Source organism: uncultured Intestinimonas sp. (genome assembly GCF_944387245.1).
Classification (GTDB): Bacteria; Bacillota; Clostridia; order Oscillospirales; family Oscillospiraceae; genus Intestinimonas.
On the sequence record NZ_CALXEE010000013.1, the window covers coordinates 24517 to 36647 of the forward strand.

At 63.0% G+C, this 12131-nt stretch carries 12 protein-coding genes, 2 tRNA genes and 2 riboswitches; of the genes, 3 read left to right on the plus strand and 11 right to left on the minus strand.

What is annotated here, in order from left to right; all coding sequences use genetic code 11:
- Positions 1–88: 88 nt before the first annotated feature.
- From Q0K15_RS03380 to tsaE, 11 genes are all read right to left on the minus strand, one after another.
- Positions 89–868 carry an ABC transporter ATP-binding protein gene (locus Q0K15_RS03380; RefSeq protein ID WP_294512141.1) on the minus strand — a complete coding sequence of 260 codons (780 nt, stop codon included), beginning with the start codon at positions 866–868 and terminating at the stop codon, positions 89–91.
- Entirely contained in the window at positions 868–1935 is a 1068-nt protein-coding gene (locus tag Q0K15_RS03385; RefSeq protein ID WP_294512144.1) for an iron ABC transporter permease, read from the minus strand. Before Q0K15_RS03385 ends, Q0K15_RS03380 begins: the two co-directional genes overlap by 1 nt.
- A 5-nt stretch (positions 1936–1940) precedes the next feature.
- The gene (locus Q0K15_RS03390; protein WP_294512148.1) at positions 1941–2966 is read right to left on the minus strand and encodes an ABC transporter substrate-binding protein; all 1026 of its coding nucleotides are present in this window, start codon (positions 2964–2966) and stop codon (positions 1941–1943) included.
- Between the two features lie 139 nt (positions 2967–3105).
- Positions 3106–3294, minus strand: a riboswitch (cobalamin riboswitch).
- A 141-nt stretch (positions 3295–3435) separates the two neighbouring features.
- Positions 3436–3512 (minus strand) — tRNA-Arg (locus tag Q0K15_RS03395).
- A 172-nt stretch (positions 3513–3684) separates the two neighbouring features.
- Positions 3685–3761 (minus strand) — tRNA-Arg (locus tag Q0K15_RS03400).
- Positions 3762–3899: 138 nt separating this feature from the next.
- Positions 3900–4064 (minus strand): hypothetical protein, encoded by a 165-nt coding sequence (locus tag Q0K15_RS03405; RefSeq protein WP_294512151.1) that lies wholly within the window; start codon positions 4062–4064, stop codon positions 3900–3902.
- A 99-nt stretch (positions 4065–4163) separates the two neighbouring features.
- A complete protein-coding gene (locus Q0K15_RS03410; RefSeq protein WP_294512155.1) occupies positions 4164–5309 on the minus strand; it encodes a hypothetical protein in 1146 nt (381 codons plus the stop codon).
- A 174-nt stretch (positions 5310–5483) separates the two neighbouring features.
- The gene (locus tag Q0K15_RS03415; RefSeq protein WP_294512158.1) at positions 5484–6065 is read right to left on the minus strand and encodes a GNAT family protein; all 582 of its coding nucleotides are present in this window, start codon (positions 6063–6065) and stop codon (positions 5484–5486) included.
- Complete coding sequence (gene upp / locus Q0K15_RS03420; protein WP_294512161.1) at positions 6065–6697, minus strand: uracil phosphoribosyltransferase; 633 nt, start codon at positions 6695–6697, stop codon at positions 6065–6067. The genes Q0K15_RS03415 and upp overlap by 1 nt, the downstream gene beginning before the upstream one ends.
- Positions 6698–6740: 43 nt before the next feature.
- Positions 6741–7430, minus strand: coding sequence for a tRNA (adenosine(37)-N6)-threonylcarbamoyltransferase complex dimerization subunit type 1 TsaB (tsaB, locus tag Q0K15_RS03425; protein WP_294512165.1), 690 nt, complete (start codon positions 7428–7430; stop codon positions 6741–6743).
- The gene (tsaE, locus tag Q0K15_RS03430; protein ID WP_294512168.1) at positions 7427–7855 is read right to left on the minus strand and encodes a tRNA (adenosine(37)-N6)-threonylcarbamoyltransferase complex ATPase subunit type 1 TsaE; all 429 of its coding nucleotides are present in this window, start codon (positions 7853–7855) and stop codon (positions 7427–7429) included. Before tsaE ends, tsaB begins: the two co-directional genes overlap by 4 nt.
- A gap of 193 nt (positions 7856–8048) precedes the next feature.
- Here tsaE and Q0K15_RS03435 point away from each other — a divergent pair, with 193 nt between their 5' ends.
- The 3 genes from Q0K15_RS03435 (at position 8049) to Q0K15_RS03445 (ending at position 12050) form a co-directional block, all read left to right on the plus strand.
- Positions 8049–9239 (plus strand): FtsW/RodA/SpoVE family cell cycle protein, encoded by a 1191-nt coding sequence (locus Q0K15_RS03435; protein ID WP_294512171.1) that lies wholly within the window; start codon positions 8049–8051, stop codon positions 9237–9239.
- Between the two features lie 100 nt (positions 9240–9339).
- Positions 9340–10659, plus strand: a complete 1320-nt coding sequence (locus tag Q0K15_RS03440) for an S-layer homology domain-containing protein (protein WP_294512174.1) — start codon at positions 9340–9342, stop codon at positions 10657–10659.
- Positions 10660–10726: 67 nt separating this feature from the next.
- Positions 10727–10799, plus strand: a riboswitch (Fluoride riboswitch).
- A gap of 60 nt (positions 10800–10859) precedes the next feature.
- Positions 10860–12050, plus strand: a complete 1191-nt coding sequence (locus Q0K15_RS03445; protein ID WP_294512177.1) for a cation:proton antiporter — start codon at positions 10860–10862, stop codon at positions 12048–12050.
- Positions 12051–12131 lie beyond the last annotated feature (81 nt).

The following is a 12131-nucleotide window of genomic DNA, read 5'->3' on the forward strand; positions in this document are numbered from 1 at the left end:
GACCAAAACTTCCGCCGACAGCCTGGCTGCCGGCGTTTTTTGCATCCAGACAAAACAGGACGCGGCAGAGTACTCTGCCGCGTCCTGTTTATGTGTTCGATCTATGGCTGCCGGGGTGATAGAAGATGCGCAGCCCACCCCCTCTGTCCCGGAGCACCTCGGCCTCCACCTTGTAGACCGCCCGGATCAGCTCGGGGGTGAGCACCTCCTCCGGCCTGCCGGCGGCCACCACCCTTCCCTCCTTGACCGCGTAGAGCCGGTCGCAATACATGGCGGCGATGTTCAGGTCGTGGATGGCGGCGATCACCGTCCGGTCCAGCCCCTTCACAATGTCCATGAGCTGGAGTTGGTACTTGATGTCCAGATGGTTGGTAGGCTCGTCCAGGATGAGGCAGGGAGTGTCCTGGGCCAGGGCCCGGGCCAGGATGACCCGCTGCTGCTCGCCCCCGGAGAGGGTGGCGAAGGAGCGTTGGGCAAAGTCCGCCATGCCCACCGTCTCCAGGGCCTGGGCCACCATCTGATGGTCCCGGGCATTGTCCCGTTCCAGAGCCCGCTTGTGAGGTGAGCGGCCCATCATGACCACGTCCCGGACGGAGAAGTCGAAGCTATAGTAGTTGTGCTGGGCCACCACGGCCACCTGCCGGGCGGACTCCTTATAGCTGTAATCGGAAAGTGCCTTTCCGTCCAGCCAGACGGCACCTCCCGTGGGCCTCAGGACCCGGTAGATGCACTTGAGCAGGGTGCTCTTGCCGCTGCCGTTGGGGCCGATGACCCCCACCAGCTCCCCCCGCTCCGCCCGGAGGTCCACTCCACCGAGGATTTGGCTGCCCCCCAGGACGGCCTGGACGTCTGACGCACGGATTTCCATCAGTCACCACCTCCGAAGCCATATTTTTTTCGGGCCATGAGGTAGACGAAGGCGGGCGCTCCCACCAGGGCAGTGAGCACACCGATGGGCAGCTCGTTGCCCGGCAGGATAACCCGGCAGAGCACGTCGGCCCATACCAGGAAGATGGCCCCCAGGAGGGCAGAGACGGGGATGAGCTTTTTGTGGTCGGTACCGAAGAGCATCCGTACCACATGGGGGATGAGCAGCCCTACAAAGCCGATGAGTCCCGCCTTGTAGACTGCGGAGCCCACCATCACTGCCGCCACCGTCAGGTAGATGAGCCGCCACCGGTGGAGGTCGGTGCCCAGGGTGACAGCGCAATCGTCCCCCAACAACATCAGGTTGAGATTTCGATACTGGCTCCAGAAAAAGAGTGTCCCCAATACCGCCACGGCAACGATGACGGCGTTGCTCCCCCAGTCGGCGGCGGCCAGAGAGCCCATGGACCACTGGACCACAGCGCTAGCGGCGTGGTCGTCATTGAGGAGGAAGATGAAGAAGTTGGAGAAGCCGGCACACACAGCGCTGAGGGCGGTACCGGCCAGGAGGAGCTTGACGGCGTTGGACCTGCCTCCCAGATTGGCCAGAGCCATCACTCCCAGAGAGACCAGCAGCGCCCCGGCGCAGCCCAGCACCCCCATGGCGCTGCCCCCCAGAAGGCCTCCCACTCCCAGCAGCATGGCCAGGGAGGCACCCAGGTAGGCGCCGGAGGACACACCCAGCACATAGGGGTCGGCCAAGGGATTTTTGACGATGGCCTGCATGACGGCTCCACAGACCGAGAGCCCCATACCCACCCCCACGGCCAGGATCAGCCGGGGCAGCCGAATGAGCCACACCACGTCGTGGACACTGCCCCCGGCGGATGCCGTCCCGCCTGGGAGCAGGGCCTTCAGCTCTTCCAAAATAACCTGGTACACCTGCCCCAGGGGGATGGACACGGTGCCAAAGCTGACGGCGGCCAGGAGGGAGAGCAGCAGCGCCCCCAACAGACCCAGACAGACCAGGAGGTAGGCTGAATTAGCCCCAAAACGGTTCCGTTCCACGGCGTTCAGAGGTCCAGGCCGGGGTACATGCCCTGGGCCAAGGTTTTGAGGCCGTCGATGGTACGGGGACCGCTGGCGTACATGTCGCCCAGCATAATGAGGTGAACCCGGCCGCTCTGCACCGCCGACAGGCTGGCCAGGGCGGGGTCGTCCTGGATGGCAGCAAGCTGCTCCGCCCGGACGGCGTCAGGGTCGTCCCCGGCATAGGCCATATAGACCACGAAGATCACATCGGGATCGAAGGCCACCAGATCCTCTTTGCCCATGTCGCTTCCGTCGGGCCTGGCCAACTCTCCGCCCAGAGCCGTGACCATATCCCCGGCCAGAGAGTCGGCGCCGTAATTGGTGATCGTGCCGCCGGCCGTGGGCTCCACCACCGCCACCCGGACGGGGTCCTGGCCCTGAGCGGCGGCTAGGGTGGCCTCCACCTGGCCCTTCATCTCGTCCACCAGGGCCTGGGCCTTCTCCTCCACGTCAAAGATCTTTCCGATGTTCAGAATGTCAGTGTATTCGTTCTCCAGGGTGCGGGCGCCGCCGGGGACGGTGTTGGAGTTCATGTAGGTCCCCACCCCCTTCTCGTTCCAGGCCCCCACGTCGCCCAGCTTCTTCTCCCCAAAGTAGGAGCCCCAGGAGAAGATCATGTCCGGCTCCAGGAGGGTGACCGTCTCCTTGTCGGGGGCAAAGACGGTCTCGTCGTAGTGCATCTGGGCAAAGCCGTCCTTCCACTCGTCCTTGACCTCGTTATCCAGGCCGTAGGAGGCCAGCACATGGTCCTCCAGTCCCAGGGCGATCATGGTCTCGATGCAGCCCTGGTACACAGCGACGACCTTCTCCGGCGCCTTTTCGTAGGTGTAGGTCACCGGCTCGCCGGCGTAGTTGTAGTTGGTGATGGTCACCGGGTAGTGCCCGCTCTGGGGCTGGGTCTCCGTGGGCACCGGGGTCGTTGTCGCCGTTTTTCCGGCGGAACAGGCGGTCAGAGAGACCGTCAGGGCCAGGGCCGTCAGGGCGGCCAGCGTCTTTGTGTTTTTCATGGGGAGCGCTCCTTTCCTGCTTCCATGTGTCTCCCGCCGAAAAACAACGGCCGCCTGCCCAACCGGGCAGACGGCACCAAAACAGCACCCGGCAAAGGCCGTGCACCGTTTCAACAGACTGCTCTCAGCGGAAGACATCTCTGTTCTCATTCAACCAAGCAGGTTTCCTGGCTCACGGATCGCCGCGGGCCGCGCCTTCTCACCGCGCCCTGCGCGGCAATGGCATCTGCGGCTCGCTCCCCGTTCACAGTGACCGGATCGCTCGGGACTCTCACCCGATTCCCTTTTACCCCAGCCGGAGCTGGGCACTTGCCGAATATGTAGTTGTGACAGTCCCCTATTCTAGAGGATGCGCCCCCGGTTGTCAAGCACCATACCGGAACAGGGCGTCTTTCTCCCGGTTATCCCCACACCGCAGTGACGCAAGGCAAGAAAGAAGCGCATCGCAAGTGAAACACTTGCGATGCGCTGGTACGGCTGAAGGGATTCGAACCCCCGACCTACTGGTTCGTAGCCAGTCACTCTATCCAGCTGAGCTACAGCCGCTTGTCGCCTTCCAGGAAATTCTCCCTGACAGTTAAATCTTATTTTATAGCATATTCCGCCAATTGTCAAGTGCTATTTAGGGCGCAGCCCCTTATTTTTATCTATGTTATGTTTTAAAGAAGGCGGTCAAGGAAGAAAAAAGCGCATCGCAAGTAAAATACCTGCGATGCACTGGTACGGCTGAAGGGATTCGAACCCCCGACCTACTGGTTCGTAGCCAGTCACTCTATCCAGCTGAGCTACAGCCGCTTACTGTCTTCAGAGATGTTGTCCCTGACAGCCAGATTATAATAGCACACCCTTTGAGGAAATGCAAGAGATATTTTTAAAAAAAGACAATTTTTTTGTGGCGGGCGGGGAGGACCCCCGCCCGCACCCTATGTCTCCTCAGCAGCAGCCGTTGCTGCCGCCGCAGCCACAGTTATTGCCGCAGCTGTTGCCGCAGCCACCCCAACTACCACCGCAGCAGCAGATCAGGATGATGATCAGAATGATCCACAGGCAGCTGCCGCCGCCAAAGCCGCCGATCCCGCAGCCGTTGTTGCACCCCATAATGAAGTACCTCCCAATGAGATGGTAGACCGTCTCCGGCCTCCATCTCATCCTATGCGCGGGCTGGCATTTCGTGCGCTGCAAATGAAAACTGACCCCTTACAGCCGGGAGACAGTCACACCGGCCCGTACTGTGATCACCACCGCCTGATCCAGGACTCCATCGGCCACCAGCCGCTCTTGAAGGGTGCCGCTGCCGTTCTTCTGCTCAGCGTCCAGAGCGAAATAGGAGAGATAGACCACGTGGGCCCGCAGAAAGGTACCGCTTTCCAGGGTCTGCCGCTCCCCCGCCGTCAGGACGCCCAGCTCCACGCTCCGCTGAAGGGCAGTATCCCAGGTGAAATCGGGACTCTCTCCGCTGTCGCTGTATCCCAGTGCGCGCAGCAGGAAAATCACATACTGTTTGGCAGTCAGGGTGTCGTTGGTTCCGAAGAGCTTGGCCGCCTCGTCCATGCCCTTGGTATACCCCTTCTCATAGGCGTAGGCCACATAGCTCTGACACCAAGCCGGCACATCTGTGAAGGGACACGCCGCCGTGGTGGCCAGGGCTGCCTTCTCCTCCCCGATGAGGCGGAGGAACATGATGAGGCCCTGGATGCGGGTGGGCCCCTGCTCCAGGTCGTAGCCGGAGCCATAGCCCGTACCGCTGCCCTGGAAGAGCCCCATAATGTGCAGAGCGTCCGCTAAGGTGTTATAGTCAGTCTTGCTGCTCTCTGTCAAGGTATAGTACCCCTCCAGGGAAATCACCGCAGTGGGAGAGGTCACCGTGATGGTGGCCGTGGTGTCCTCCATCACCAGATATCGCCGACCCTGGGTCAGGGTGCCTGCCCCCTTTTCCCACCCGTTGGAGAGGTCAATAGTCTTTTTCCCATTGCAGGAGAGGTCCCCGCTGCCGGCCAGCAGCAGAAAACCCGACCCGGCGGTCACCTGAATGGTATCCCCCTGCTTGACCCGGATGTCCTGGAAGGCGGCCTGATAGCTGCCACTGCGGGAGGTATCGCCGCTGAGCCGGGCCAGGTTGGCCTCGTGCTCCGCCTTCAGCCTGGCCTCGACGTCGGCATACAGGCTGTCATGGCGCTGGGTGATGCGGCTCTCCGCCTGGGCCACCGCCTGGGTGGTATAGGTCCCGTCCACGTAGCTCTTGCTCACCAGCGGATCGTCCGACCCGCCGCCCACAGCCAGGGCCACAGAGGCGCAGAGCAGCACACCCGCCGCCCCTGTAACCACCAGTACTCGCTTTTTCATGTCAAACTCCTTTGTCCGTGGCTCCTGCCCGCCCATCGGGCGCGGCTTTCTTTCAAGTATAGCAAACCGGTCCTGGCCTTGCAATCCCCAGAACCCGGAAAGCCCCGCCCGGACGTGGAAAAAACAGCGCGGAGAGCTTCTCCGCTCTCCGCGTTTGATTCGCTCTGCTCGTTTTTACTGAGGAATCTTCTCCAGACCCTGCCACAGCTCGCTGCGGAGGACCATGTGGATGTGATCCTCCCACACGCCGTTGATCTTCAGGTATTTGAGGGCCAGTCCCTCGTTGTAAAAGCCGGCCTTCTCCGCCACCCGGAGGGAGGCCTTGTTCCGGGGCATGATATTGGCCTCGATACGGTGGAGGCCCAGATCGGAAAAGGCAATATCGGAGGCGGCCTTCACCGCCTCGGTCATATACCCCCGGCAGAGGTGCGCCCCGTCCAGCTTGTAGCCCATGTGGCAGGACTGAAAAGCTCCCCGGACCAGGTTGTTGAGCCCCACCATGCCAATGATGGTCTCTGGCTCCTCCTTTAAAGAAAGGTAGAACCGATAGCCCCGGTCCTCTTCCGCCAGAGCGGCGTCCCGCTCCAGAGAGGCCCGCTGGCTGGCCTCCGTGAAGAAGTCCTCCTCCCGCTCCGGGTCAAAGGCGGAGAAGAAGGTACGGTTCCGGCGGTAGTAGTCAACCAGAGCGGGTGCAAGGGACGGCGCGGCCAGCCGCAGGGCCAGCCGCGCCGTCTCATAGACAGACTTACACTGCATTACTTGGTGCCAAAAATCCGGTCGCCGGCGTCGCCCAGGCCGGGGACGATGTAGCCGTGCTCATTGAGCTTCTCGTCCAGGGCAGCGCAGTAGATCTCCACGTCGGGGTGATCCTTGCGGACCCGCTCCACGCCCTCGGGGGCGGCGATGATGTTCATGAGCTTGATGTGCTTGACGTCGTAGTTCTTGATGAACTGGATGGCAGCGGAGGCAGAGCCACCGGTGGCCAGCATGGGGTCCAGGATGATGACGTCCCGCTCGGAGATGTCGGTGGGCATCTTGCAGTAGTACTCCACAGGCTCCAGGGTGTCGGGGTCACGGTACAGGCCGATGTGGCCCACCTTGGCGGAGGGGATCAGGGTCAGAATGCCGTCCACCATCCCCAGGCCGGCCCGGAGGACAGGGACGATGGCCAGCTTCTTGCCGGCCAGGATGCGGAAGGTACCGGTGGCCACAGGGGTCTTGATGGTGACCTCCTCGGTGGGCAGGTCCCGGGTGGCCTCATAGCACATGAGGGTGGCGATCTCGGAGACGATCTCTCTAAACTCCTTGACGCCGGTGCGCTCATCCCGGAGGATGGCCAGCTTGTGCTGGATCAGAGGGTGGTCAAAAATGTGTACCATTTTATCCATGTCGTTCTTCCCCTTTATCGTTTTTCATGGTCATTTCTTTTTCTTAGGCCAGCCGTTCCCGCTCGGCCTGGGAGAGCCGGTGGTAGACAGGCGTCAGGGCGGCGGCGGCCACCAGGCCGTCCTTCCGGGCCAGCTCTAGGGCACCCCGGGCCACTCCCCACGCGCTCTGAAGGCGCAGGTGGGGCGGCGCCAGCTCCACGGGCAGGCCCCGTTTGGTCAATTCATTATAACACAGTACCGCGCCGTCTCCAACCAGTATTTGTGTTTTTTTGCGCGCCTCCAGCTCACCGGCCAGCTCCTCGATGGAGATGGCCCGGTCGGGACACAGCCGGGTGAGACTCCCGCCCCCCGCCTGGAACCGGGCATTGTAGACCTGATTCCGCCGGGCGTCCATAACGGGGCAGATGTCCCCCTCCACGTGGGCCAGGCTCCAGGCCATGGCCTCCAGGGTGGAGACCCCCGCGCAGGGCTTGTTCCCCGGCCAGGCCAGGCCCTTGGCCGCCGCCACGCCGATGCGCAATCCAGTAAAGGAACCAGGTCCCGCCGCCACGGCGATGACGTCCATCTCCTCCAGAGTGAGGCCGCAGTTCTTCAGCAGGTCGCCGCACATAGGCAGGAGGGTCCGGCTGTGGGTGAGTCCGCTGTGCTGGAAGGACTGTGCAATCAGCTCCTCCTCCTCGCACACTGCCACGGAGCACGCCACGGCGGAGGACTCCAATGCCAAAATCTTCAATCTGATTTCCCTCCTCCGATGGTAATGATCCGCTGGTCATCGCCCTCGCCCCGGCGGATGTCCACCCGGAGGCAGTCGTCGTCCAGGGCGTCGGAAACGTTTTCGCTCCACTCCACAGCGCACACGCCCCCCCGGGCCAGGTAGTCCTCCCAGCCGATGTCAAAGAGCTCATCGGCGCTGCCCAGGCGGTACATGTCGAAGTGGAACAGCGGGAGCCGGCCCCCCCCATATTCGTTGACAATGGTGAAGGTAGGGCTGGTCACCCGCTCCCGCACCCCCAGGCCCCGGGCCAGACCCCGGACAAAGGCGGTCTTCCCCGCCCCCAGGTCGCCGGTGAAAGCGATGACGGTCCCCGGCTCCAGCTGCCCGGCCAGTGCCTCTCCCAGCGCCTCGGTCTCCTCCGGGCTGTTGGTCACATGCTCCAATGGATCTCCCTCCTCTCCTCCGGTTCCGTATACCCGCAATGATATCCGGTTGATTATAGCACAAAAAAGCACCGGTGTAAAACCTGTTTACGAAATCTGTCCGGAGTGGTACAATAAGACGATTACCTTTCCATTTTCCCGCCGTCTCCCGGGCCAGACGCCCGGAGACATTGAAAAGGAGTGTTCACAGCCCGTGTGGCTTACCGACTGGGTCAAAGAATTTTTCCGCAAGGCGGACATGGTCCTCCTTGCGCTCATCGTGGCCGCCTCCCTCTTCGGAGTGGTCCTCATCTACAGCGCCACCCGCTATCTGGGACAGGACGGCATCCGTTACGTCCCCATTCAGATCATCTCCATCCTTCTGGGTGTGGTGGCCTACTTCATCATGTCCTTTGTGGACGTGGAGCTCTTCACCGAAAAGAGCTGGAAGTGGATGCTCGGCTTCAACGTCTTTATCATCCTCCTGCTCAAAACCCCCTTCGGTGTAGGTGCTGAGACCACCGGCAACAACTCCTGGCTGGCTTTTCCCTTCCTGCCGGTGAACATCCAGCCCGCTGAGGTGGCCAAGGTCTTCTTCGTCCTCCTGCTGGCCCTCCAGTGCCGCAAGCTCCAGGACTGGGGCATCAGCCGCTTCAGCTCCGTGGTCCAGTTGGCGGGCCACACCCTCTTCATGGCGGGGCTCATCGCCGTCATTTCCGGGGATTTCGGCATGTCCCTGGTCTACCTGGGGCTCTTCGTCATCATGGCCTGGACCGCCGGCGTGAAAAAGCGCTGGTTCCTCCTGGGCCTGGCCGGCTCCGCCGGAGGCATGGCCCTGGTCTGGTCTCACCTCCCCTCCTATATCCAGGAACGTTTTACCGTGGTCATCGACCACATCACCGGCAACCCTGAGACCCTCTACCAGCAGACCCAGGACAGAGGCTGGCAGCAGACCCGCAGCGTGCTTGCCATCGGCAGCGGCGGCGTCTTCGGCCAGGGCTACCTCCAGGGCACCCAGACCCAGAGCACCTCTGAGGGGACCCTCCCCGCCCGCTACACCGACGAGATCTTTGCCGTGTGCGGCGAGGAGCTGGGACTCATCGGCTGCGTGGCGGTGATGCTCCTCCTCACCGCCATCATCCTGCGCTGCATCTGGGTGGCCCGGCGGGCCAGCAGCCCCATGTCGGCCTATATCGCCATGGGCTATGCCGCCATGCTTCTCCTCCAGACCGGTATCAACATCGGCATGTGCCTCTACGTCTTCCCAGTGGTGGGCCTCACCCTCCCCTTCTTCAGCTACGGCGGCTCCTCCATTATCACCCTCTACGCCTGTATGGGCATCGTCTCCGGCATCAAGATGCGCTCCCTGCCCAGCTGGCTCCGGGACCGCAGTCAGCTAGAGTGAGAAAAAGGGCCTTTCTTCCTGCCGGGCTGGAATAATCTCACGGCAAGCGTCCAAACTAAGACCACACCCTGACCCTGTGTCATTGAAGGAGGTCTTCGTTTTGAACTGTCCCCGTTCCCTGCGCCGGGGGGTGCTGCTGCTCCTGATGGCCACCCTCTCCGTGCTCATGGTCCTACCCGTCTCCGCCCAGCTGCTCAGCCCGGAGGCGGAGGGCCCCACCGTGGCCACCTTTGCCAAAAACGGCACCCCCCAGGAGGTCTTTACCTTCTCCGCCGACGATTTTCTGGTGGAGAACAGCGAGGAGGCCCTGGACTCCATCGTGCTCACCTCCCTGCCCGACTCCAACGCCGGTGTGCTCACCTTGGGCGGCATCGATTTAGCCGTGGGTGAGGCCGTGGCCATGGAGGCCGTCTCCGGCATGGCCTTCACCCCCAACGCCTCACCCACCGCCGCCACCACCAGCTTTTCCTTCACTCCTGTCTTTGCCGATGGCTCCGCCGGTGAGGATGTGACGGTGGACCTCTACCTGCTCACTGCCGAGAACGCCGCCCCCATCGCCCAGGACCTGGAGCTGAGCACCTATAAGAACGTGGCCGCTCAGGGCCAGTTCTCCGCCGTGGACCCGGAGGGCGACCTGCTCACCTTCCGCCTGGTGGACAAGCCTGCACGGGGCGCCGTCACCCTGCCGGAGGACGGCTCTGCCACCTTCACCTATACCCCATATGAGAATAAGACCGGCAAGGACTCCTTCACCTACGTGGCGGTGGACGCCGTGGGCAACACCTCCGAACCCGCCACCGTGAAGGTGAAGATTGAGAAGGCCAACACCAAGGTGACCTATGCCGACATGGACGGGGTGAGCGCCTACCGCTCCGCCCTGCGGCTGGCCGAGGAGGGGGTCCTCATCGGCGAGTGTGTGGGCGGCACCTATTTCTTCCAGCCCGACCTGCCCGTGAGCCGGGAGGAATTCGTGACCCTTGCCATGCACACCATGGATCTGGAGGCCCTGGAGGGGGTCACCCGCACCGGCTTTGCCGACGATGACACAATCCCCACCTGGGCCAAGGGCTATGTGTCCTCCGCCCTGAAGTCGGGCTACGTCCAGGGCGTGGTCAGCGCCGACGGTGTGGTCTTTGACCCGGAGCGCACTATCACCCGGGCGGAGGCTGTCGTGCTTCTGGACCGGATGCTCCAGGTCACCGATGCCGCCGTCACCACCATGTACACCGACTACGACGTGGCTCCCGCCTGGGCCTGCCAGGCGGCGGTGAATCTGGAGACCGCCGGGGTCCTCCAGACCAACGCCGACGGTGCCCTCGCCCTCTCCGACCCCCTGACCCGGGCCGACGCCGCCGACCTGCTCTGCGGCGCCCTGGACGTGCTGGAGAGCCGTGAGGACCAGGGCTGGTCCCTGTGGTGATTGATTTCCCCTCTTGACAAGTGCCCTCTTTCGGGCTATGATATGGCCTGCAAGGCGGCCCTGAAGGGCTGCCCCGGGGAATGAAGTGCTCCCCTGGCCACGGCCTGAACCGCTGAAAAGCTGATGACTTCTGCAATTTCTTTGCAGGAGCATCAGCTTTTTTTGCGCTCCTGCGCCACAAACGAAGGAGGAACCTCACCATGCTCACCAGTCTCGCCCTCATTTTCCTCGTCGGCATGACCCTGGGCTGGGTCTTCAGCCGGCTCCGGCTGCCCAGCCTCCTGGGAATGCTGCTCACCGGTATCCTGCTTGGCCCCTATGTCCTCGATCTGCTGGACGACTCCATCCTGGGCATCTCCGCCGATCTCAGGCAGCTGGCCCTCATCATCATCCTCACTCGGGCCGGCCTCTCCCTACAGGTGGACGACCTCAAACGGGTGGGCCGCCCCGCCGTCCTTATGTGCTTCGTCCCCGCCTGCTTCGAGGTGGCGGGCATGCTTCTGCTGGCCCCCGCCCTTCTGGACATCTCCCTGCTGGACGCCGCCATCATGGGGGCCGTGGTGGCCGCCGTCTCCCCCGCCGTGGTGGTCCCCCGGATGCTCAAGCTCATGGAGGAGGGCTATGGCATCGACCACAGCATCCCCCAGCTCATCCTGGCCGGGGCGTCGGTGGATGACGTCTTTGTCATCGTCCTCTTCACCTCCTTCACCGGCCTCGCCCAGGGAGGCACCCTCTCCCCTGCCACCTTCCTCCAGGTGCCCGTCTCGGTGGTCACTGGCCTGGCCTTCGGCGCCGTGGCCGGGGTCCTCTTCGGCGCCTTCTACCGCCGGTTCCACGTCCGGGACTCCGCCAAGGTGGTGGTCCTCCTCAGCCTCTCCTTCCTCTTCGTGGCCCTGGAGAACGCCATCAAAGGCACCATCCCCTTCTCCGGCCTGCTGGCCGTCATGAGCTGCGGCATCGCCCTCCAGCGGACCCGGCCCGAAGTGGCCCAGCGCCTGGCCGCCAAGTACTCCAAGCTGTGGGTGGCCTCCGAGATTCTTCTTTTTGTGCTGGTGGGCGCCACTGTGGACATCTCCTACGCCCGCTCCGCCGGCGCCACCGCCTTAGTCGTCATCCTGGGCTGCCTGGTCTTCCGCATGGTGGGGGTTTTCGTCTGCCTGCTGGGCACCGGCCTCCCCCTTCGGGAGCGGCTCTTCTCCATGATCGCCTACACCCCCAAGGCCACCGTCCAGGCCGCCATCGGCTCGGTGCCTCTAGCCATGGGCCTGCCCTGCGGACAGATCGTGCTGACGGTGGCCGTGCTGGCCATCCTGGTCACCGCCCCCCTGGGGGCCTTCGGCATCGACATGACCTACCGGCGGCTCCTTACAAAACATACCCCCGTTGTATAAGGAAAGGGCGCGTTGCAAAATGAAGCCATAAAAATGAGCGAGGTTTGGAGCCCGAAAAGGGTTTCCAAACCTCGCTCGTTG

What these genes read in the sequence shown, in the direction of transcription:
- Q0K15_RS03445 (WP_294512177.1), top strand. Translation starts at nt 10,860, where the DNA reads ATGCTCACCAGTCTCGCCCTCATTTTCCTCGTCGGCATGACCCTGGGC.
- Q0K15_RS03415 (WP_294512158.1), bottom strand. Translation starts at nt 6,065, where the DNA reads ATGCAGTGTAAGTCTGTCTATGAGACGGCGCGGCTGGCCCTGCGGCTG.
- Q0K15_RS03405 (WP_294512151.1), bottom strand. Translation starts at nt 4,064, where the DNA reads ATGGGGTGCAACAACGGCTGCGGGATCGGCGGCTTTGGCGGCGGCAGC.
- Q0K15_RS03380 (WP_294512141.1), bottom strand. Translation starts at nt 868, where the DNA reads ATGGAAATCCGTGCGTCAGACGTCCAGGCCGTCCTGGGGGGCAGCCAA.
- Q0K15_RS03390 (WP_294512148.1), bottom strand. Translation starts at nt 2,966, where the DNA reads ATGAAAAACACAAAGACGCTGGCCGCCCTGACGGCCCTGGCCCTGACG.
- Q0K15_RS03410 (WP_294512155.1), bottom strand. Translation starts at nt 5,309, where the DNA reads ATGAAAAAGCGAGTACTGGTGGTTACAGGGGCGGCGGGTGTGCTGCTC.
- upp (WP_294512161.1), bottom strand. Translation starts at nt 6,697, where the DNA reads ATGGATAAAATGGTACACATTTTTGACCACCCTCTGATCCAGCACAAG.